Below are 19,822 nucleotides of genomic sequence, written 5' to 3'. Positions count from 1 at the left end.
GGTTCCCCGAGGTCCCTCAGCCGCCGTAGACGTGAGGGGCGAGGGTACCGACAAAGGGAAGATTCCGGTACTTCTCCGCGAAGTCCAGGCCATAGCCGACCACGAACTCATTGGGGATGTCGAAGCCGGTGTACTTCACATCGATCTCGACCTTCGCCGCCTCCGGCTTGCGCAGCAGCGTGCAGACCTCCAGCGAGGCCGGCCTGCGCGAGCCGAGGTTGCTGATCAGCCAGGACAGCGTCAGACCGGAGTCGATGATGTCCTCGACGATCAGTACGTCGCGGCCCGCGATGTCGGTGTCCAGGTCCTTGAGGATCCGTACGACGCCGGAGGACTTGGTGCCGGCCCCGTAGGAGGACACCGCCATCCAGTCCATCGTGACGTTGCTCGACAGTGCCCGCGCCAGGTCCGCCATGACCATCACCGCGCCCTTGAGCACACCGACGATCAGCAGGTCCTTGCCTTCGTAGTCCTTGTCGATCTCCGCTGCCAGCCCGATCAGCCGGTCGTCGATCTCGGCCTTGGTGATGAGCACCTTCTCAAGATCGGCGCCCATGTCCTTCTCGTTCACCTGTGGTACTTCCTCAAGGTCTACGACGGTGAGAAGAACAGTCTGCCATTGCGGCGGCCGACGGCGATCCCGCCGGGAAGGTTGAGGGGCTTCTGCCCCCGCCAGTCGGTGACGAGCCGGTCGGTCTCCTCGATGTGCCGGGCGAAGAGGGAACCCGCCGGTGAACCGGCGGCGATGGCCGCCCTGCGCAGGACGCGCCGGCGTACGGCGGGCGGCAGGACGAGCAGCCGGGCGGTGTCGAGACCGCCCTCTCCGTGAGCGGCATCACGCTCTGCGCATGCGGCCCACTCGTCGAGGGCGTCCGCATCGTCACGGGAGAGCTGGGCGGTACGGGCCAGGGCCTCGATCACGCCCTTGCCGAGGGACTTCTCCAGCACCGGCAGCGCCTCGTGGCGGACCCGGGAGCGGGTGTAGGCCGGGTCGTGGTTGTGCGGGTCCTCCCACACGTCGATGCCCTGCGCCAGGCAGGCCTCGCGAACCGTGTGACGGTCCAGCAGCAGGAACGGGCGTCGGTAGCGGCCGTTCACGGCCGGCATCCCCGACAGGGAGCGCGTGCCGGAGCCGCGGGCCAGGCCCAGCAGGACGGTTTCCGCCTGGTCGTCGCGGGTGTGGCCGAGCAGCACGGCGGCCGCGCCCCGGTCGCGGGCGGCGGCGTCCAGCGCTGCGTACCGCGCGTCCCTGGCGGCCGCCTCGGGGCCGCCCTGGCGGCCGACGGTGACACCGATGGCGTCCACCGGGTCGAGGCCGAGGGCGCGCAGCCGGACGGCCACCTCGCGCGCCCGGGTGTCGGAGCCGGCCTGCAGGCCGTGGTCCACGGTGACGGCGCCGGCCCGGATGCCGAGCTTGGGCGCTTCGAAGGCGAGGGCGGTGGCGAGGGCCATCGAGTCGGCTCCGCCGCTGCACGCGACGAGCACGAGGGGGCCGAGGGGGCTGTCGCCCCGGGCTTCCGAGTTGTCGACTGGCGAGTTGTCGTCCGACAAGTTGTCGTTTCGTACGTCCTGGAGTACGCGGCGGACCGCCAGGCGTATCGCTGCGACCGCGGGGTGGGGACCCATGTCCGGTTCCCTCCTAAGGAGGCTGTGGGGCTGATGACGCAGGGTAGCTAGATGGTGACAGAAGCTGGGCAATACCCGAGCATCGCACGCCACGCCCTGCGCTTACGGTCCCTCGGACGGGTGAACCGGGTGGCGTCCCGTGCGCCATTTCGTCACGTTTCGCTACGCCGGTGCACCCGCGCCACCCAATCCGCGGGTTTGGCGATCTCCAGCTTCGTGGGCAGCGTGTTCGGCGACGTCCAGATCCGGTTGAACCCGTCCATCCCCGCGTCCTTCACCACCGCCCGCACGAACCGCTCCCCGTCCCGGTACTGCCGCAGCTTCGCGTCCAGCCCGAGCAGCTTGCGCAGCGCGAGGTCCAGACGCCCGGCCCCGCTCTGCCGGCGCTGCTGGAACTTCTCGCGGATCTCGGCCACCGACGGCACGACCTCGGGGCCGACACCGTCCATCACATAGTCCGCGTGCCCTTCGAGCAGCGACATCACGGCCGTGAGACGGGCCAGGATCTCCCGCTGGTTCGGGGTCTGGACGAGATCGATCAGGCTGCGCTCGTCCTCTTCCTCCGCGTCCACGGCCGCCTCGTCGCTGTCCGAGCGATTGCCCGTGGTGAACGACTGGAAGGCCTCGCGGACACGCTCGATCAGCGTCGACGGGTCGATCTCCGTCTCCGCCAGGAAGTCCTGGATCTCCGACTCGATGTGGTCGCGCAGCCACGGCACCGCCGTGAACTGCGTCCGGTGCGTCTCCTCGTGCAGGCACACCCACAGCCGGAAGTCGTGCGGATCCACGTCCAGTTCGCGCTCCACGTGGACGATGTTCGGCGCCACGAGCAGCAGCCGCCCCGCCTTGCGCTCCCCCGGCGCGGGCGCCGCCGGGCCCGCCGGCATGTCACGGGTGGCCGGGGCGAAGGTCTCGTACTGGCCGAGTACGCGCGAGGCCAGGAAGCTGAGCAGCATCCCGACCTCGACCCCCGTCACCTTCCCGCCGACCGTCCCCAGCACGGCCCCGCCGGGGCCGCCCGGGCGGCGGGCCTCCATCTTGGTCAGCAGCGGCTTCAGCACCTCGCGGAAGCCCGCCACATTGGCCTTGATCCAGCCCGGCCGGTCCACGATCAGCACAGGGGTGCCGTGGCCGTCCGGCTCCTCCCCGTCGCCGAACATCTTCGTGAAGGAACGCACATGCGCTTCCGAGGACTTCGCATGCCGCCGCAACTCCGCGACTACCTCCCGGGCCTCCTCGCGCGACACGTCCGGCCCGGGCCGCACGAATCGGGTCGCGGTCGCCACCGCGAGATTCCAGTCGACCATCTCCACACCACCGATGCTCGTCATTCCTTCACCGTACGTTGTGCGTCCCCCGCACGGGAGGACGCCGTACGGACGGTCCGGGTTGGGCCTGAGGGCCGGGCCTATTGGCAGCCGCACTGCGACACGGCCGCCGCCAGGCGGTCGAGCGCCGCGACCGCCGCCGTCGGGTCCTTCGTCCCGGAGGTCAGGAAGGCGAAGGTCAGCAGCCGCCCGTCGGCGTCGACGACCGTGCCCGCCAGCGCGTTGACGCCGGTGAGGGTGCCGGTCTTGGCACGTACGAGGCCGGCGCCCTCGCGGCCGGTGTCGGAGACGAAACGCGTGCTCAGGGAACCGGAGAAGGCGGCGACGGGGAGGCCGGTGAGGATGGATCGCAGGTCGGGGTGGGCGGCGGAGCCGGCGAGGGAGAGGAGGGTGGCGAGTTGGTCGGCGGTGAGGGCGTCGAGATGGTTGAGGCCGCTGCCGTCGTTGAAACGGGCGCCGGTGACGTCGAGGCCGAGATGTTCTAGGGCGCCCTCAATGGCGGCGGCGCCGCCGTCGAAGGAGGCGCGCTTGCCGGCCGCGATGGCGGACTGGCGGGCGAGGGCCTCGGCGATGTCGTTGTCGCTGTTGGTGAGCATGCGCTCGACGAGCTCGGACAGCGGCGGGGACTGGACCTCGGCCAGCAGGCCGCCGGAGGCCTTGTGGGAGGACGGCCGGCCGGTGACCGTGATGCCCCGGGTCGCCAGCAGCTTGGCGAAGGTGGCCGCCGCGGACCGCGCCGGGTCCCAGGAGCGGGCCGCCGGACCCTTGTACGACGTTCTGTCGAGGCGGCCCTCGTCGGCGATCAGCGCGGTGACGGGGGCGAGGTTGTCGTTGTGGCCGATGGAGTGGAGGGCGGAGCCGCTGTAGAGGGAGGCGTCGTAGCCGAGGGCGACCCGCGTCCAGCCCTTCTGCAGCAGGGCGCGGGCCGTGTCGTCCGCCAACTCCCGCAGGGAGGCCGCGTCGTAGCCGCCGCCGGCCTCCGCACGGGCGGTGAGGGTGGGGTCGCCGCCGCCGACGAGGGTGATGCGGCGGGCGTCGGTGGCCGCGACGACGCTGGTGGTGAAGGTGTGGTCCGGGCCGAGCAGGGAGAGGGCGGCGGTGGCGGTGGCGATCTTGGTGGTCGAGGCGGGTACGGCGGCGGTGCCGGCCCCCAGGCCGTAGACGAGCCTGCCGGTGGCGGCGTCCACGACCGCGGCGGTGAAGACCTTGCCGAGCCCCGATGACGCCTTCACGAGCGGGACGAGGGTCTCGGCCAGGCCCTCCTTCGTCGGCACGGGCACCGTCGAGGAGCCGGTCGCGGGGGTGAGGACGCCGGCGGCGAGCGGGGCGGGGGAGGCTTCGGCGGTCCTGCGCGGCCCGGCCGCGGAGGTGTGTGTCGCCTTTGGCCTCGCCGCCACCCGTTCGGCCGTACGCTGGCCTGACTCCCAGGGGCCCGCGGCGGCCACCGCCACCAGCGCCAGCGCGAGGCCGATCGCGGCCGACACCGCCGCCACCTGCGCATTCTTGGTGAGCGGCACCCCGCACCAGCCCCTTTCGCGATCACACACTTGCGTGGGAGACACTTAATCACCAGAACTATGTGCTGATCATGGAGGAGTGGAGTCTTGGAGTTCGACGTCACGATCGAGATCCCGAAGGGTTCCCGGAACAAGTACGAGGTGGACCACGAGACCGGTCGTATCCGCCTGGACCGCCGGCTCTTCACTTCGACCAGCTACCCGGCCGACTACGGCTTCGTCGAGAACACCCTCGGCGAGGACGGCGACCCGCTGGACGCCCTCGTCATCCTGGACGAGCCGACCTTCCCCGGCTGCCTCATCAAGTGCCGCGCCATCGGCATGTTCCGGATGACGGACGAGGCGGGCGGCGACGACAAGCTGCTGTGCGTGCCGGCCTCCGACCCGCGCGTGGAGCACCTGCGTGACATTCACCACGTGAGCGAGTTCGACCGGCTGGAGATCCAGCACTTCTTCGAGGTCTACAAGGACCTGGAGCCCGGCAAGTCCGTCGAGGGCGCCAACTGGGTCGGCCGCATCGAGGCGGAGGCCGAGATCGAGGCCTCGTACAAGCGCCTCAAGGAGTCGGGCGACACGCACCACTGAGCCGGTGCGCTGAAAGCCCTACGGTGGCGTGTCCGCGATCGCGGACACGCCACCGTTGCGTTTGTCCCCTACGCCTCGAACTCCGGGATCAGCTCGCCGATCAGCTCCATGCTCCGCAGCACCCGGTCCTGCGGCAGGGCGCCCACCTGGTGGAAGCACATCAGGCGGTCGATGCCCGCGTCCGCGTACGCGCGCAGCTTCTTGCGGCAGGTGTCGGGGCTGCCGACGATGAGGGAGTCCTGGGCGCTGAGCGCGTCGAACAGCTCGTCGTCGGGAACGGTCTCGCCCTGGAGGATGCGGCCGATGGCCATCTGGGCGTCATTGAGGGCCGCGCCCGCCTCGGCGCGCAGGAAGTCGCCGGTGAGGCCGCCGCCGGAGGGGTCGGCGAGGATGGCCTGCTGGCGGGCGAAGGTCTCCATGAAGGCCTCGGCGGCCTCGAAGAAGGTGAGCGCCTGGACGGTGTACCAGGCGGCTGCCGCCGCCGCGCCGCCGCGCATGGCCTCTTCGTCGGTGTCGGCGCAGTGCACGAAGGTGAAGAAGGCCACCTGGTTGTTGGCGAAGGCCCCGACCGGCTGTTCGCAGGCCTCGCTGGCCTGCCGGTACAGCTCCACCAGCCGCGCCACCCGGTCCAGCGGCTCCCACAGCGTCGTCCCCAGCACGCCGACCCCGCGCCGCCCCGCCTCCTCGAAGGACGCCGGGCTCGACGCCGCCTGCCACAGCGGCGGGTGCGGGTCCTGGTACGGGCCGGGGACGATGGGCGCGGCCCCCTGGCCCGCCCACAGCCTGGGCACCTGCTCGAAGGCGTGCTGCGTCTGGTCGCGTACGGTCTCCGGGTCGACGCCGAAGAGCCGCCACTCGGGGGCGGTGGAGCGGGTGAGCCCCAACTCGGCCCGGCCGCCGCTGAGCTGGTCGAGCCAGGCGGCGCGCTCGGCGATCCGGATGGGGTGGTTGATGGCGGCCGGGCGAGCACCGCGGCGTGGCCGAGGCGGATACGCGAGGTGCGCTGGGAGAGAGCCGCGAGGAGGAGTTCGGGGGCCGAGGACAGGCTGTGCTCCTCGGCGCCGTGGTGCTCGACCTGCCACCAGCAGCCGTAGCCGAGCCGGTCGGCGAGTTCGGCCTGCTCGATGGTCTCGTTGATGCGTGTGTGGTGACGGCCGCGGTCCGCGCCCGCGCCGTCCTCCGGCCAGGGGCGGGGGTCCTGGATCTCGCTGAATATGTCGAACTTCATCTGTGCGCTGGGCCTTTCTGTGGATCTGTACCACCCAACGGGCCAGTCTGCGCGAACCCCGTGCCGTGGTGGGTGCGCTCCCACGGCGGCACGCCGAAGTCATGGCGAATTAACAGGAATTGGGCCTGTCCGGCGGGTCTCCGTGAGGAAGGAGCGGCCCGCCGCGCCAGCGGCTGATGTCACTGCGGTGCCTGTGATCGCAAGGCGGAGGAGGGAAGCGAGGCGGAGCGTCGTTGACCGACGACAACGCCGCGAGCGCTGGTGCCAGGGCACGCGACGCCACGGAGACCCGCCGGACAGGCCCTGAGGCCTGTCCGACGGATACGGGCCTCAGAAGCCGCGGGTGCGCTTGGCCGCCCGCCGCTTGGCCGGGGCGGCGGCGCCGGGCGCCTTGAGGAACATCCGGGCGGCCTCGCTGCCGAGGTTGACGCCGATGGCCACCGCCAGGGCCAGGGCCGCCGCCTTGGTGAGCGAGGTGAGGCCCTGGGTGAGGTGGTGCTGGGTGAGGCCGAGGAGCCCGAAGTACGTGGCCGAGCCGGGGAGGAGGGGGCCGATCGCGGCGGTGACGTACGGGAGGGCGGAGGCGTGCCGGTGGCGGGCGAGGAGCTGGCCGAGGAGGCCGACGAGCCCGGCGGCGACCGCCGTCGCGGGGACGGCCGACCAGCCGAGGTCCTGGTGGAGCACGCCGTAGACGACCCAGGCCACGCCACCGTTGAGGGTGGCCAGCAGCAGGACCTGGCGCTCGCACTGCAGCATCATCGCGAAGGCCAGGCTCAGCACCATGGCCGCGACGAGCTGCACGGGCGCGTTCTCGTAGGTGCTGAGCGTCTGCTCCGGGTCCAGCTCCGCGCCGAGGCTGACGCCCGCGTACAGCACGAGCGTGACGCCGACGACGATGCCGGTGAAGAGGTACATGACCTCCAGCAGCCGGGCGGAGGCGGTGATGTAGAAGCCGGTCAGCCCGTCCTGGACGGCCGCCACCAGGGCCCGCCCCGGGATCAGGGCGAACAGCCCACCGGTGATCACCGCCGAGGCCTGGATGGTGCTGGTCCACGGCAGGGCGTGCCCGAAGCGGTCGACCAGGATCCCCAGCACGGCGGCGGGCATCGCGGCGGCGGTGAACTGGTAGAACTCCGGCAGCCCCCGGCCCGCGCACAGCCACGCCAGCCGGTCGCCCAGCATCGCCCCGATCGCCGCGATCGCGAACACCACCGGCCCGCCGCCGCCCACCATCATCGACGCCGCGCCCGCCAGCAGCCCGGCGGCGCCGGTCAGCACCCGGCTCGGGTACGGGTGCCGGTTGCGGCGGATGACGCCGAGGCGGCGGTAGGCGTCCTCCAGGGTCAGCCCGTCGGTGGTGATGTCGTCCACGAGCCGGAAGACGGCCGCCAGGCGGGTGTAGTCGGTGCCCCGGCGCCGTACGGTCCGGTTCGCCGTGACCGGCGGGTCGATCAGCGACGGCTGGTACGAGACCCCGAGCAGCGTGAACGTCACGGTCGGCTCCACCCGCGCCAGGCCGTACGCGTGCGCCACCCCCAGCATCGCCGCCTCTACGTCCTCCGCCCCCTCTCCCCCGGCCAGCAGCAGCTCCCCGATCCGCAGGATCAGGTCCAGCACGCGCGGCACCGGCGGCCCCGCGTCGGCCGGCTCCGCCACCGGCTGCTCCGGCGTGGGCCGCTCGGTGACCGGCATGCGCAGCATCGCCCGCATCCGGTCCGGCCAGGGGGTCTCCTTGGACAGGCTGACCAGCGGTATGCCGTTGGGCGGCGTGAAGGCGGGATGCGTCAGCTGCGCGGGCTGCGTGAAGGCCGAGCCTTCCGGCCCGGGCTCGGGCGGCAGCTCCACGCCCAGTGGCGGCGTGAACTCGGAGCGGACCTCGTCCGCGCCCGGCTTGCCCTCGTCCAACACGGTTGTGCCTTTCGCTGCGCATGCGGCATTGCTGTTTCTGTGCGCTCACCTTGCCGGATCGCTGCGCGGCATGCGCGACGGGGGTGTTTCCCCCACCCCGCCCCTTCCCGAAACCGGGGCTCCGCCCCGGACCCGCTGGGGCTCCGCCCCAGACCCCGAACGCCCTGCGGGCGTGTCCTCAAACGCCGGACGGGCTGAATCAGCGCCGGTGGCGGCCGCCGCTCACGCGCTCGCCCGGCTCCGCCGCAGCGGCATCGTCCCTCTTGGACTTGGCGCGGGCGCGGAGGAACTCGATGACGATGGGGATGACGGAGATGAAGACGATGGCGATGAGGATGAGCTCGATGTGGGTGCGGACGAACTCGATCTGGCCGAGCCAGTAGCCGAGGAGGGTGACGCCGCCGCCCCAGAGGGTGCCGCCGATGATGTTGTAGGTGATGAAGGAGCGGTAGTTCATGCGGCTGACGCCGGCGATGATCGGGGTGAAGGTCCGCACGATGGGGACGAAGCGGGCGAGGACCAGCGACTTCGCACCGTACTTCTCGAAGAAGTCGTGCGCCTTCTCGATGTTCTCCTGCTTGAAGAGCCTGGAGTCGGGCCGGCGGAAGAGGGAGGGCCCGACCTTGCGCCCGAAGAGGTAGCCGACCTGGTCGCCGGCGACGGCGGCGAGGATGACGAGGAGGGCGACGAGCCAGATCGGGTGGTCGAGCTTGTTGCCGGCGACGAGGAGCCCGCCGGTGAACAGGAGCGAGTCGCCGGGCAGGAAGAAGCCGAAGAGGAGCCCCGACTCGGCGAAGACGATCGCGAGCAGGCCGATGAGGCCCAGCGTCGAGATGAGGTAATCGGGGTCGAGCCAGTTCGGGCCCATGGCGAGAGTGTTCACCCGCACAAAGTATCAACGGCGTCTTGACCAAACCGTTCCCAGGCCGGGAACGGTGGACTACCTTCCTCCCAAACGTTTCTCCTTCCCCAGCGGAACCACTGCGGAAACTCGGCGGAAACCACATGACGCGCGCGATCGCACTGAACGACGTATCAAAGGTCTACGGCCGGGGCGTCCGCGCCGTGGACCGGTTCTCGCTGGACATCGAGCCCGGGGAGTTCCTGGTCCTCCTCGGGCCGTCCGGCTGCGGAAAGTCGACCGTCCTGCGCATGATCGCGGGCCTGGAGACCATCACCGACGGCGAGCTGCTGCTCGACGGCGAATACGCGAACGACCTCGCGCCCGGCGAGCGCCGTATGGCGATGGTCTTCCAGAACTTCGCGCTCTACCCGAGCATGACCAGCCGCGAGAACATCGGCTTCCCGCTGCGCTTCGAGATGCCGCGCGAGGAGACCGGGCCCCGGGTCGACGAGACGGCCCGCACGCTCGGCATCGAGGACATCCTGGACCGCTATCCCGGGCAGCTGTCGGGCGGCGAGCGGCAGCGGGTCGCGATGGGGCGGGCGATCTCCCGGCATCCGTCGGTCTTCCTGATGGACGAGCCGCTGTCGAATCTCGACGCGAAGCTGCGCTCGCACCTGCGGGCGGAGATCTCCCGGCTCACCCGGGGCATGGGGGTGACCACGGTCTACGTCACCCACGACCAGGCCGAGGCGATGTCGCTGGGCGACCGGGTCGCGATCATGCGCAGCGGGGTGCTCCAGCAGGTCAGCAGCCCCCGGGAGGCGTATCACCTGCCCGAGAACGTCTTCGTGGCCGCCTTCATCGGCACGCCGCGGATCAATCTGCTCCAGGCGACCGTGCACGCCCCGCTGGGCGGCGGGCTCTGGATCGACTTCGGGCGGCAGCGGCTGGGGATGCAGGAGCCGCTGACCCAGGACCACCAGCTGCTGCGGATCCAGCAGGGCCGGGAGATCATCGTCGGCCTGCGCTCGGAGGCCGTACGGATCGCGGCGCCCAGCACCGCCCGGCCGGGCGAGGTGCTGCTGAGCGGGATCGTCGAGCATGTCGAGTACCAGGGGCACGAGTCGCTGGTGCATCTCAACACCGGGGCACGCCCGGCGGTCGTACCGGAGCTGGAGGCGGCCAAGCCGGCCGCCCGGCTGCCGCGGCAGCGCACCGCCGCCAAGCGCGGCGCGGGGCTGGGGCGGCTCATCCAGCGGGTCGCCGTCCTGGACCGCCAGCCGCCCCCGCCGCCCGCCGCGCCCGCCGCCGAGCTGCCCCCTGTCCAGGCCGGTGACCTGGTCGTACGCACCGGCCCCGACCTCTTCCTCCGCCCCGGCGAGCGCGTCCCGCTGCTGGTCGACCTCGCCCATCTGTATGTCTTCGACCATGAGGGCCGCCGCATCTGCCCGGCGCCGGCGGAGGCGCCGCGGCTGGAGTAGGGGCACGATGCCTGTATGGGTATCGACGAATACGGCGGCGGCCAGCCGCAGCAGTCCGACGTCCTCGTGGTCACCACCAACGACGTGCCCGGCTTCCGGGTCGACCAGGTCATCGGCGAGGTCTTCGGCCTCACCGTCCGCTCCCGCCACCTCGGCAGCCAGATCGGCGCGGGCCTGAAGTCCCTGGTCGGCGGCGAGCTCAAGGGGCTCACCAAGACCCTGGTGGAGACCCGCAACCAGGCCATGGAACGCCTCGTCGAACAGGCGCGGTCGCGCGGCGCGAACGCGGTGCTCATGATGCGCTTCGACGTCTCGGAGGCGGCCGACGTCGGCACCGAGGTCTGCGCCTACGGCACGGCGGCGGTCATCACCCGCGAGAGCGCCTAGGGCCTCATGCGATAGTCATCCACATGCTGGGGATAACCGACCTTCCCACCTATGTGCTGGGCACCGTGCTCATCGTCCTGCTGCCGGGGCCGAACTCGCTCTACGTGCTGTCCGTGGCCGCGCGCCGGGGCATCCGTACGGCCTACGGCGCCGCCTGCGGGGTCTTTCTGGGCGACACCGTCCTCATGACGGCCTCGGCGGCGGGCGTGGCGGGGCTGCTGAAGGCGAACGCGCTGCTGTTCGGTGTCGTGAAGTACGCGGGGGCGGTCTATCTGGCCTGGATCGCGTTCGGGATGGCGCGGGCGGCCGTGGGCATGTGGCGTACGCGGCACGAGGCGGTGGCGGAGAGCGCCGCACCCGAGCTCTCGGGGGAGGGTGCGGGCGAGGCGCCGTTCCGGCGGGCGCTGGTGATCAGCCTGCTGAATCCGAAGGCGATCCTGTTCTTCATCTCGTTCTTCGTGCAGTTCGTGGAGCCGGGATACGCGCACCCGGCGTTGTCGTTCCTGGTTCTCGGCACCATCGCGCAGGTGTTCAGCTTCTGCTATCTGTCGACGCTGATCCTGGGCGGCACCTACCTCGCCGCCCAGTTCCGGCGCCGCAAGCGGCTGTCGGCGGGGCTCACATCGGGCGCGGCGGCGCTGTTCCTGGGGTTCGCGGCGAAGCTGTCGCTAGCGAGTGCGGGCTGACGGCAACCCCCGTATCGTCCGGTTCATGGCGCTTCACAAAGGCGATGACGACCGGCGAGAACTCTCCGTCAACCCCTTCTACGGGGACGCGAACCCGGCGGCGGGCATGCTCACGGCACCACCCAAGCACCAGCTGCCGGACGGGCCGATGACGCCCCATACGGCCTATCAGCTGGTCCATGACGAGCTGATGCTGGACGGGAACGCGCGGCTGAACCTGGCGACGTTCGTGACGACGTGGATGGAGCCGCAGGCCGATGTGCTGATGGCGGAGTGCCGCGACAAGAACATGATCGACAAGGACGAGTACCCGCGCACGGCGGAGCTGGAGCGGCGCTGCGTGGCGATTCTGGCCGACCTGTGGCACGCCCCGGATCCGTCGGGGGCGGTGGGCTGCTCGACGACCGGGTCGAGCGAGGCGTGCATGCTCGCGGGGATGGCGCTGAAGCGGCGCTGGATGAAGCGGGCGGGGAGCCGGTATCCGGGGAGCGCGCGGCCGAATCTGATCATGGGCGCGAATGTGCAGGTGTGCTGGGAGAAGTTCTGCACCTTCTGGGAGGTGGAGGCGCGGCTGGTGCCGGTGGAGGGCGACCGGCTGCACATGGACGCGGAGTCGGCGGTCGGGCTGTGCGACGAGAACACCATCGGGGTGGTCGCCGTCCTCGGGTCGACCTTCGACGGGTCGTACGAGCCGGTGGCGGAGATCTGCGCGGCGCTCGACGAGCTTCAGTCACGCACCGGGCTCGATGTCCCGGTGCACGTGGACGGCGCGTCCGGCGCGATGATCGCGCCCTTCCTCGACCCGGAGCTGGTGTGGGACTTCCAGCTGCCCCGGGTCGCCTCGATCAACACCTCGGGGCACAAGTACGGGCTGGTGTATCCGGGGGTGGGCTGGGCGCTGTGGCGGGACGCCGAGTCGCTGCCGGAGGAGCTGGTCTTCCGGGTCAACTACCTGGGCGGCGACATGCCGACCTTCGCTCTGAACTTCTCCCGCCCCGGAGCCCAGGTCGTCGCGCAGTACTACACCTTCCTGCGGCTCGGGCGGGAGGGCTTCCGGACCGTGCAGCAGGACTCGCGGGACGTCGCCATGTCACTGGCCCAACGGATCGCCGCGATGGGCGACTTCCGGCTGGTCACCCACGGCGACGAGCTGCCGGTCTTCTCCTTCACCACGGCGGAGGGGGTCGGCGCGTACGACGTCTTCGACGTCTCGCGGCGGCTGCGCGAGCGCGGCTGGCTGGTCCCGGCGTACACGTATCCGGCCAACCGCGAGGATCTGGCGGTCCTGCGGGTGGTCTGCCGCAACGGCTTCTCGCAGGACCTGGCCGACCTGCTCACGGACGAACTGGAGCGGCTGCTGCCGGAGTTGCGGGCCCAGTCGGGGCCCCTGCGGCGGCCCGCGGGGACGGCGACGGCGTTCCATCACTAGGTTCTGTCCGTCACCAGGCCCTGTCCGGGGGACTCAGCGGCCGCGGCCGTACGCGCGGTCGGCGAAGCCGACGCCGACCATCGCGAGGCCGATCTGGATCAGCCATTCGATCCAGTCGATGCCGTTGGTGTCGGCGACGCCGAACGCCTTCGCGAGGGCGGCGCCGGCGAAGGCGGCGATGATGCCGATGACGATGGTGAGCCAGACGGGGATGTGCTGACGGCCGGGAAGCGCTATCCGGCCGAGTACGCCGATGACGAGACCGATGATCAGTGCGCTGGCAATGCCCGAAATCTCCATGGGAGTCGGGTGCCCGCCCGGGTGGCCGTTATGCCCCCGGGCGGGCGTAGTCCGATGTACGTCAGCGTGCGTCAGCGCACGTCGACATAGTCCTTCACGCCGCCGCTGTCGAAGTGCTTGGAGTCACCGAAGTACTGGATGAGCCAGTAACCGTCCTTGGTGGCCTTGCCCTTGAGCTTGGCGGCGCCGTTGGAGCCGGTCTTGCCGGAGGTGATGTACGTCCAGGAGGTCGAGCCCTTCTTCTGGAAGTACAGGTAGACCTTCTGGCCCGCGTAGGCCTTCCAGGAGCCGTTCCTGTACTCCTTGAGGGTGCCCTTGACGGTCACCGTGGCGCCCTTGGAGACCTTGGCGGGGGTGGCGCTGATCGAGTAGACGTTGGTGTTGATCCGGTTGAGCCGGACGGGGGTGCTGTAACTCGCGGCGAGCTCGTCGGAGATGAAGTGGTGGACGCGGTAGTAGCCGTCCACGTAGCCCCACTTGGTGATGGAGAAGGAGCTGGAGTCGGCACCCTGGGTGACCGCGCCGAGGTCCTTCCAGCCGGTCGAGCCGTCCTTGGAGTACTCCAGGTGAACGACCTGGCCGTGGTAGATCGCGGAGTTGCGCGCGTACGTGGCCACGATGCTGCCCTTGACGGTGACCTTGCCGGTCGCGGCCAGCGTCGACTTCAGGTTGACGAAGGATGAGTACTCCGGCACGACGACCGAGCCGTTGGCCTTGTCGCCGGTCACGAACCGGTCGGTGAGGCCGGCACTCCAGCCGCTCATGGCGTCGGGTGCCGCGGTCAGGGCCCCGCTGAAGTGACCGGCGGCGTCGGTGACGACGGTGACCTCGCCGGGCTGGCCGTTGGGTGCGTAGCCGTTGGGCGAGACGGTGACATGGGCGCCGGCGATGCCCGGGGAGGTGGCGGAGGTGCCGCTGCGGACGTAGCCGCTGATGGTGATCTTCTGGCCGGGGGCGGCCCGCTTGAGGTTGGCGCTCGCGGTGACGTAGCCGGTGGTCTGGGTGTAGGTGGGGTAGCCGGTGAGGGAGGCCGAGCCGTGCACCTCGGCGCTGTTCTCGCTGAACTCGGCGGTGAGTGAGACGGAACCGTCCGCCTGGAGCAGGTCGGTGGTGAACCGGCCGTCGGCGTCGGTGGTGGCGGAGGCCGAGTCGGGGCCGAGCAGGTAGCTGTTGACGTCGGACTGGGAGGAGCGGGTGACGGCGACCGTGCGGCCGGCGATCGGCACCAGGTCGCCGCTGCCGGGCTGGATGCCGACGAGGTGGTCGTCGGCGCCGGTGGCCCGGTGGTCCTTGTCCAGGGTCGACGGGGACAGGACAAGGGTGTTCTCGCCCCACGGCCCGGTGCCCTCCCCGGCGCCGGTGAAGTCGGGGCGCAGGGTGAAGTCCAGGGTGCCGGCACCGCTGCGGGTGACGGTGTTGCCCTGGTCGTCGGTGGCGGTGACGTCGATCGCGTACCGGCCGAGGTGCGGGACGCTGCCGCCGTCCTCGGTCAGCTTGAGCGGGGCATCGGAGGCCACCGCCCAGTCGTCGCCGGACTGCTGCAGGGTCAGCGGGTCACCGACGGCCGAGCCGTCGGTGTCGCGGATGACGGCCTGGACGGAGGTGACCGTGGCCCCGGAGGCGTCGGTCCACACCGGCACGGTGAAGGTGCCGCGCTGGCTGTCGACGGTACGGGCGACGCCGATGCCCAGCGGTGAGGCGGGGTCGGCGAGGGCGGGCGTGGCGGTCAGGGCGACGGAGAGCGCCGCCGCGGCTGCGATCAGAGCGAATGCGGTGCGCTTAGCGGGCATTGACGTACTCCGTCTTCGACTCGCTGTAGAAGTGCTTGGCGTCGGCGGCGAGATAGGTGGCCCAGGTGCCGTCCTGGTAGGCCTTCGTCTTGAGGCTGAAGTGGCCCTTGGAGTCGGTCGTGCCCTTGACGGTCCAGTACCAGTTGCTGTCGCCCTTGGGTCGGAAGACCACGACGATCCTGCCGCCCTTGTAGGCCTTCCACTTGCCGCCGGACTTGTACTGCAGCGTGCCCTTGGCGGTCAGCTTGCCGTTGACGACAGGGCTGTTGGGCGTCATGTCGAAGCCGACGATGCGCGTCTCGACGCGGTTCAGCCGCTTCTTGCCGGAGATGGCCTCCAGCATGCGGTCCGACTCGGCGTGGCGGACGCGGTAGTAGCCGTCCGTGGAGCCGTAACCCTTGAGCGAGAAGGAGCAACCGCTGGAGTACTGGTCCCCGGCCTTGCCGGAGCCGATGGTCTTCCAGCCGCTGCTGCCGTTCTTCGAGTACTGCAGGGTCAGCGCCGCGGTCCCGCACGACCCGAGCAGCTTGCCCTTCGCCGTCACCTGGCGGTAGGCGTCGATCGTCAGCTTGACGTCCTTGAAGGAGCCCGCGGTCGGGACGGTGATGTAGTTCTCCGCGTACGGGAGGGTGCTCAGGTACGCGGACGGCTGGACGTAGGAGTAGTAGTACGTGGTCTTGGTGGCCGTCACCGGGTAGGAGAAGGTGCCCGTCGCCGTGCTCGTGCCGGTGCCCATCAGCCCGGGCGTCGTGTAGCGGTAGCTGTCCGGGGCCTGCGGGGTGGTGACCAGGGGCGCGTTGGCGAAGGGCTTCCAGCCGTCGTCGGTCAGTTTCAGGACCGAGCCGTTGACGGTGAAGGTCTTGCCCTTGTGCACGCTGGCGTGGTTGCCGTCGGCGCTGATCCGGTAGGTGGTGGTGTGCACCGGCAGTGCGGGCAGGCCCGTGGCCACGTCCGGGTCGGTGTCGGCGGCGGGTTCGACCACGGTGGCGGTGCCCGACGTGATCGAGCCGTTGGGTGTGATGGCCACCTGGAAGGCGCCCGTGTCGTCCGAAACGGCGGTCGCCGTACCGGACTTCTGGTCGACGCCGACGGAGGCCGACCAGTTCACCTTCACCGTCGTGCCGGCCCTGGCCGGTGACGTGGTGCCGGTCACCGGGTCGTACGAGGTGACCGTGCCGCTGACGACCGGGCTGCGGTGGTCGAAGTCGGTGTACTCGCGGTCGTAGGCGACCGACGCCACCCCGGTGTGCAGCCGGTAGCTCATCAGGCCGGACGCGCCGTGCTCGGTGCCGCTCCAGTGCTGGACGGTGCCGCCGGGCAGGCGGTAGTCCACGTCCACCGGGTAGTCGCCGTAGGCGATGTCGGCGGGCAGGCTGACGGGCTTGTCCGTGTACCAGCCCCGCCCGCCGCCGTACGACAGCTCGTCGCTGGTCCAGATCGGGGCGAGGTCGGCGTCGGCCGAGGCCCGGACGCTGACCTTCACCCAGAGCGCTGACGCGTCGGGAAGTGCGACGGAGAGCGTGCCGTCGTCGGCGGTCGCCACGGACGCGACGGTGGCGTCGGCGGCGAAGGCCGGTGCCGCTGCGGCCAAGGGGCCGGCGGCGAGGGCGGTGGTGATGACGAATGCGGCTGCGGTACGGAAGACGGCAGGCCGGGTTGCGCGCGATGTGCGCATGCAGGGACCCCCCACAGGTCGTATCGGCGTCAAAGGAGATCGCCGGAAAACGCATATTAGCGAGGCCCTGTGACACTCCTGTGGGTCAGGGGGTGTCCTGAAGGACCACGCCGTGTTCGGCCATCCACGGCACCGGGTCGACGCCGGAACCGAGCAGCGGGGTGACGCGGACCTCGAAGTGCAGATGCGGGCCGGTGGAGTTGCCGCTGCTGCCGGACAGGCCGATGCGGTCGCCGGTGCGGACGCGGTCGCCGGGCTCGACCTCCAGGAGGGAGAGGTGGGCGTACTGCGTGTAGTAGCCGCACGGGTGCTGGATGACGATCTGGTTGCCGAAGCCGTCGCCGCACCCGGCCAGGACGACGGTGCCGTCGCCGACCGCCCGTACGGGGGTGCCGACCGGGACCGCGAAGTCCTGGCCGGTGTGGCGGTGCGCCCAGTGGGTGCCGGTGCTGGCGAAGCCGGCGGTGAGGCGGTAGTGCTCGACGGGGCTGACCCAGGTGGCGGGGGTGTGGGCGCCGGGGGGTGAAGGGCGGTGGCGGGGGCGCTCGGTGCCCGGGGTGCGCGGGCCGTGTGGGCAGTCCTGGCCGGGCGCATGCGCATGCGGCGTTGCCTGCCTCCGTTCCTGCTGCTCCTGCTGCTCCTGCTGCATGCGCAGGACGGCTTCGGCGCGGGTCAGTTTCGCCTCGATGCGCCGCTTGATCGCGGCCTGGCGGGCGGCGTCGGCGGTGAGCCGGTCCAGCACCCGGTCGGCGGCCACCGTGGCGGTGTGCAGGCGGCGTTGTGCACGGTCGCGGGCGTCCAGCAGGCCCGCGGTGGCGTGGTCGCCCTCGCGCAGCAGCGTCGCCCCCGCCAGCAGCTCGTCCGGTGCCCCGGACAGGAACAGCCGGGCGGACGGCGGGAGTCCGCCGTCGCGGTACTGCCTGCGGGCCATCTCCCCGATCCGCTCGCGCAGCGGCCCCAGTTGCCGCCGCTGTACGGCCTGCGCATGCCGCAGTGCGGCCAGTTCCCGCCGCTTGCGGTCCACGGCCGCGCGTACGGTCTCGTACGACCGCACCGCCTCGGCGGCTTCGTGGTACAGCCGGTCGACGGTGACCGCGGGATTGTCGGCGGCTCGAGCCCGGCCGAGGGAGCCGAACGAGCCGAGGGATACGGATACGGCCAGCGCGAGGCACAGGACAGCGTGGACAGCGGCTCGGCGGCACATCGCACGATCCTCGCCACGCGCATGCCGGGTACCGGGCCGACACGCTTGGGCGTCACCCGTCCGGGGTCAGCCGGCCGGGTCACCTGGCCTGCGTCACCTGGTGATGCGCGCGGCCAGGACCGCGACGTCGTCCTCCGCCTCCTCCGTGACCAGCAGCGCCAGCACCTTGTCGACCAGCAGTCCGATGTCGCCGTCCGTGGGCAGCCGCAGCGCCGCCAGCCGGGCCAGCGACACGTCGATGTCCTCGCCCCGGCGTTCGACGAGGCCGTCCGTGTACATCAGCAGGACGTGGCCCGGGGTGTACGGCCGCGACAGCAGCTCGTAGCCGCCGTGGCCGGTGCCCAGCGGCGGGCCGACGGGGAGCGCGATGATCTCGGTGGCGCCGTCGGCCCGGAGGATCGCGGGCGGCAGATGCCCGGCGCTCGCGTAGGAGCAGCGGCCCCGGGTCGGGTCGATCAGGGCGAGCAGGCAGGTGGCGGGGCGCCCGGACTCGGTCTCGGAGATCAGGGTGTCCAGGCGGCGCAGGATGCGGTGCGGCGGGAGGTCGGCGGACGCGACGAAGCGCAGCATCGAGCGGTACTGGCTCATGTCGACCGAGGCCTCGACGCCGTGCCCCATGACATCGCCCATCGCGAGCAGCGTCCGCCCCAGCGGCAGCCGTACGGTGTCGTACCAGTCGCCGCCGACCAGCGCGCTGCTCCCGGCCGGCTGATAGCGGAACGCCACCTCCACGTCCGGATAGGGGCTCCCCGGCTCCGACAGCAGAGCGCGCTGCAGCTCCAGCGCGATGCCGTGCTCGCGGGTGTAGCGGCGGGCGTTGTCCAGGCTGATCGCGGCCCGCGTGGCCAGGTCCTGGGCGGCCACCACGTCCTCGTCGGTGAAGGCGGGCGAGTCCCCGGCCCGTACCAGGGTCACCGTCCCCACCGGATGGCCGCGGGCCGCGAGCGGGACGACCAGGGCCGAGTGGATGCCCACGGCCCGGTAGGCGGCGACCCGCTCGCTGCTGGGGGCCATGCCGCCGAGCTCGTCGTCGGTGGGGAGGTTCTCCAGGATCGGCCGGCCCGACGCCAGGCAGCGCGGGATCGACGACTGCGGCTGGTAGTCGACGTACGTCCCCGGCACCCCGAAGATCCGCACCTGCTCGCGGAGGTTCGGCAGCGCCGCCATCCCCGCGCGGCGCAGCCGCAGGATCCCGTGCGGGGGCGGGCGTACGGCCGCGCCGTGCGGCCGCTCCGGGGGCAGGACCTCCACGGTGGCGACATCCGCGAGCAGCGGGACCAGGAAGTCGGCCAACTCGCTGCAGGTCGTGTCCATTTCCAGCGTCGTGCCGATCGCGGTGGCCGCGCGGTCGAGCAGCGACAGCCGTTCCCGGGCCCGTTCGAGGTCGCGCTGCTCCTGGTGGGAGGCGCTCACCTCCAGGACGATGCCCACGATGCCGATGACGGTGCCGTCGGCCGCCTGGAGGCGGTGGTACGCCCCGTGCCAGTAGCGGCGCTCCAGGCCGGACGCGGCCCGGGTGTGACCGCTGGAGGTCAGCTCGCGGGGGCGCCCGTCGGCCAGGACCTGGCGCAGCACGGTCTCGCCGGGGTCGTCCAGGTCCGGGAGCAGCTCCGTGATCGTCCGTCCGATGTGGGCGGCGGCCGGGACGCCGTTCATGGCCGCCAGCGCCGGGTTCACGTAGCGGTACCGCAGGTCCGGGCCCAGAATGCCGATGCCGGCCGGGGTGCCGGCCAGCACGCCGCGCAGGACGGCCTCCTCCAGTGGGACCGGTGGGACCGCTTCCCTGTCGCTGCCGCTCACGGCTCCATGGTCGCCCCCGGCCGCTCCCTCG

General features: G+C 71.3%; 17 protein-coding genes and 1 pseudogene. 5 read left to right on the top strand and 13 right to left on the bottom strand.

Going from position 1 to position 19,822, the window contains the following annotated elements:
- Positions 1–16: 16 nt before the first annotated feature.
- The 4 genes from hpt to dacB all read right to left on the bottom strand — a co-directional run bounded on the left by hpt (position 17) and on the right by dacB (position 4,471).
- A complete protein-coding gene (gene hpt / locus OG607_RS25675; RefSeq protein WP_405727918.1) occupies positions 17–571 on the bottom strand; it encodes a hypoxanthine phosphoribosyltransferase in 555 nt (184 codons plus the stop codon).
- A gap of 20 nt (positions 572–591) precedes the next feature.
- Entirely contained in the window at positions 592–1,626 is a 1,035-nt protein-coding gene (tilS, locus tag OG607_RS25670) for a tRNA lysidine(34) synthetase TilS (RefSeq protein WP_405727915.1), read from the bottom strand.
- 152 nt (positions 1,627–1,778) lie between these two features.
- On the bottom strand, positions 1,779–2,957 hold the full coding sequence (locus tag OG607_RS25665; RefSeq protein ID WP_405727912.1) for a zinc-dependent metalloprotease: 1,179 nt from the start codon (positions 2,955–2,957) through the stop codon (positions 1,779–1,781).
- A gap of 77 nt (positions 2,958–3,034) precedes the next feature.
- On the bottom strand, positions 3,035–4,471 hold the full coding sequence (gene dacB, locus OG607_RS25660) for a D-alanyl-D-alanine carboxypeptidase/D-alanyl-D-alanine-endopeptidase (protein ID WP_405727909.1): 1,437 nt from the start codon (positions 4,469–4,471) through the stop codon (positions 3,035–3,037).
- Positions 4,472–4,558: 87 nt separating this feature from the next.
- On the opposite strand from dacB, the gene OG607_RS25655 reads away from it, so the two are divergent.
- Positions 4,559–5,056, top strand: a complete 498-nt coding sequence (locus OG607_RS25655; protein WP_405727906.1) for an inorganic diphosphatase — start codon at positions 4,559–4,561, stop codon at positions 5,054–5,056.
- A gap of 68 nt (positions 5,057–5,124) precedes the next feature.
- Here OG607_RS25655 and OG607_RS25650 read toward each other — a convergent pair whose 3' ends face one another.
- From OG607_RS25650 to OG607_RS25635, 4 genes and pseudogenes are all read right to left on the bottom strand, one after another.
- Entirely contained in the window at positions 5,125–6,138 is a 1,014-nt protein-coding gene (locus OG607_RS25650) for an LLM class flavin-dependent oxidoreductase (RefSeq protein ID WP_405727903.1), read from the bottom strand.
- Positions 6,093–6,284, bottom strand: a pseudogene (locus OG607_RS25645) (LLM class flavin-dependent oxidoreductase); the annotation flags it as partial. The gene OG607_RS25650 and the pseudogene OG607_RS25645, both read right to left, overlap by 46 nt.
- Before the next feature lie 330 nt (positions 6,285–6,614).
- Positions 6,615–8,192 carry a threonine/serine exporter ThrE family protein gene (locus tag OG607_RS25640; RefSeq protein ID WP_405727900.1) on the bottom strand — a complete coding sequence of 526 codons (1,578 nt, stop codon included), beginning with the start codon at positions 8,190–8,192 and terminating at the stop codon, positions 6,615–6,617.
- A gap of 199 nt (positions 8,193–8,391) precedes the next feature.
- On the bottom strand, positions 8,392–9,075 hold the full coding sequence (locus tag OG607_RS25635; RefSeq protein WP_405727897.1) for a DedA family protein: 684 nt from the start codon (positions 9,073–9,075) through the stop codon (positions 8,392–8,394).
- Between the two features lie 122 nt (positions 9,076–9,197).
- Between OG607_RS25635 and OG607_RS25630 the strand changes: the two genes are divergently transcribed.
- The 4 genes from OG607_RS25630 to OG607_RS25615 are packed head-to-tail and all read left to right on the top strand — an operon-like array spanning position 9,198 to position 13,022.
- A complete protein-coding gene (locus OG607_RS25630) occupies positions 9,198–10,520 on the top strand; it encodes an ABC transporter ATP-binding protein (RefSeq protein WP_405727894.1) in 1,323 nt (440 codons plus the stop codon).
- A gap of 15 nt (positions 10,521–10,535) precedes the next feature.
- Positions 10,536–10,907, top strand: coding sequence for a YbjQ family protein (locus OG607_RS25625; RefSeq protein ID WP_405727891.1), 372 nt, complete (start codon positions 10,536–10,538; stop codon positions 10,905–10,907).
- A gap of 23 nt (positions 10,908–10,930) precedes the next feature.
- Positions 10,931–11,593, top strand: a complete 663-nt coding sequence (gene leuE, locus OG607_RS25620) for a leucine efflux protein LeuE (RefSeq protein WP_405727888.1) — start codon at positions 10,931–10,933, stop codon at positions 11,591–11,593.
- A gap of 25 nt (positions 11,594–11,618) precedes the next feature.
- Positions 11,619–13,022, top strand: a complete 1,404-nt coding sequence (locus OG607_RS25615) for a glutamate decarboxylase (protein WP_405727885.1) — start codon at positions 11,619–11,621, stop codon at positions 13,020–13,022.
- Positions 13,023–13,055: 33 nt separating this feature from the next.
- Here the strand turns inward: OG607_RS25615 and OG607_RS25610 are convergent, their stop codons facing one another.
- From OG607_RS25610 to OG607_RS25590, 5 genes are all read right to left on the bottom strand, one after another.
- On the bottom strand, positions 13,056–13,322 hold the full coding sequence (locus tag OG607_RS25610; RefSeq protein WP_405727882.1) for a GlsB/YeaQ/YmgE family stress response membrane protein: 267 nt from the start codon (positions 13,320–13,322) through the stop codon (positions 13,056–13,058).
- Positions 13,323–13,393: 71 nt separating this feature from the next.
- Positions 13,394–15,112: a hypothetical protein gene (locus OG607_RS25605; protein WP_405727879.1), complete on the bottom strand. Its 1,719-nt coding sequence runs from the start codon at positions 15,110–15,112 to the stop codon at positions 13,394–13,396.
- Positions 15,102–16,787 (bottom strand): hypothetical protein, encoded by a 1,686-nt coding sequence (locus OG607_RS25600; RefSeq protein WP_405727876.1) that lies wholly within the window; start codon positions 16,785–16,787, stop codon positions 15,102–15,104. Before OG607_RS25600 ends, OG607_RS25605 begins: the two co-directional genes overlap by 11 nt.
- A gap of 85 nt (positions 16,788–16,872) precedes the next feature.
- Positions 16,873–17,991 carry a M23 family metallopeptidase gene (locus OG607_RS25595; protein ID WP_405727873.1) on the bottom strand — a complete coding sequence of 373 codons (1,119 nt, stop codon included), beginning with the start codon at positions 17,989–17,991 and terminating at the stop codon, positions 16,873–16,875.
- Between the two features lie 93 nt (positions 17,992–18,084).
- Positions 18,085–19,791 (bottom strand): SpoIIE family protein phosphatase, encoded by a 1,707-nt coding sequence (locus OG607_RS25590; protein WP_405727871.1) that lies wholly within the window; start codon positions 19,789–19,791, stop codon positions 18,085–18,087.
- Between the last annotated feature and the right edge of the window lie 31 nt (positions 19,792–19,822).

Source organism: Streptomyces sp. NBC_01537 (assembly GCF_045040445.1).
Taxonomy (GTDB): Bacteria; Actinomycetota; Actinomycetes; order Streptomycetales; family Streptomycetaceae; genus Actinacidiphila.
Note: the sequence above shows the minus strand (reverse complement) of the source record. Positions and strands in the feature narration are given on the sequence as shown.

Bases quoted from the DNA above. Each gene is read 5' to 3' on its own strand.
- OG607_RS25630 (WP_405727894.1), top strand. From the start codon at position 9,198: ATGACGCGCGCGATCGCACTGAACGACGTATCAAAGGTCTACGGCCGG.
- leuE (WP_405727888.1), top strand. From the start codon at position 10,931: ATGCTGGGGATAACCGACCTTCCCACCTATGTGCTGGGCACCGTGCTC.
- OG607_RS25615 (WP_405727885.1), top strand. From the start codon at position 11,619: ATGGCGCTTCACAAAGGCGATGACGACCGGCGAGAACTCTCCGTCAAC.
- OG607_RS25610 (WP_405727882.1), bottom strand. From the start codon at position 13,322: ATGGAGATTTCGGGCATTGCCAGCGCACTGATCATCGGTCTCGTCATC.
- OG607_RS25605 (WP_405727879.1), bottom strand. From the start codon at position 15,112: ATGCCCGCTAAGCGCACCGCATTCGCTCTGATCGCAGCCGCGGCGGCG.
- OG607_RS25665 (WP_405727912.1), bottom strand. From the start codon at position 2,957: ATGACGAGCATCGGTGGTGTGGAGATGGTCGACTGGAATCTCGCGGTG.
- OG607_RS25595 (WP_405727873.1), bottom strand. From the start codon at position 17,991: ATGTGCCGCCGAGCCGCTGTCCACGCTGTCCTGTGCCTCGCGCTGGCC.
- tilS (WP_405727915.1), bottom strand. From the start codon at position 1,626: ATGGGTCCCCACCCCGCGGTCGCAGCGATACGCCTGGCGGTCCGCCGC.
- OG607_RS25600 (WP_405727876.1), bottom strand. From the start codon at position 16,787: ATGCGCACATCGCGCGCAACCCGGCCTGCCGTCTTCCGTACCGCAGCC.
- OG607_RS25625 (WP_405727891.1), top strand. From the start codon at position 10,536: ATGGGTATCGACGAATACGGCGGCGGCCAGCCGCAGCAGTCCGACGTC.